Genomic DNA, 841 nt, shown 5'->3' on the forward strand with positions numbered 1-841 from the left:
TGTGATTTTCAGAGGTAAGTGGCGGTGAATCTTCAGCGGTAAATGGCGTCACATAGTCGCGATGACCCGCGTGCGGTTAAGCGTTTAGGCGATCTTCGTATGGGGCGTCGGGCGGAATCTGTAGGACCTCGATCATCTCGGATGTGCGGAGCTGGTCGATAAGTTCACGTGTACCGCCGATGATGGTGGAGTCGTAGTCGACTTCGGTTGCCACGCACCAGGTGTGGTCGGCGGGCCAGAAGAAGCTTGGCGATTGGGGGATGAAAAAGTCCTCGTTGACCCAGTGTCCGATCCGTACGGCGGCGTCGATGTGGCCTTTAAACAGGTGGTATCTGCGGCCGGGTAGTGAAAAGGTGGGTCCGCTTGTGGCGAGTCGCCATTGAGCCGGTGCCGGCTGGGGCGGTTGGATGTCCGGGATCACACCGTCGGGAGCGTAGTAGGCGGTGATCGTCGACGCCGGACTGTCATGGTCGTGGAGCCAGCCCCAGCCTTCCCAGACCGCGAAACAGCACGCCTGTGCTGTCGTGGTGTGCCTGGCGAGGATGGCGCAGAGCGCCTTGAGTGCCCAGCCGTTCAGGTCTCCCCGCATGGGGTCGCCCGGTCGGCCGCGTCCCGAGGATGCTGAGGACTTGATCTTCTCCCACCAGGCCGATGGATGGAGAATGCGGCTGTTGGCGCGGGCCACCGTCGCCCAGGTCAGTGGTCCGGGGTGATCGTCGAGGGGATGCAGTAGCCGGGCGTAGGCCCCAAAGCCGGCACCGACCATGCCGGTCGGCCAGTGCTGGTGATCCCATAGGTCTACCCGGTCGATCAGCCACTGAGCCGGCTCGGCCGAGCCGGC

Annotated in this window: 1 protein-coding gene; it reads right to left on the bottom strand. The window is 63.5% G+C overall.

Translation table 11 applies throughout. The features are described from left to right. Positions 1-76 precede the first annotated feature (76 nt). Positions 77-841: hypothetical protein (locus AO501_RS38195; RefSeq protein ID WP_055579029.1), on the bottom strand; the 765-nt coding region annotated here is incomplete at its 5' end.

This window comes from Mycobacterium gordonae, assembly GCF_001417955.2.
Taxonomy (GTDB): Bacteria; Actinomycetota; Actinomycetes; order Mycobacteriales; family Mycobacteriaceae; genus Mycobacterium; species Mycobacterium gordonae_B.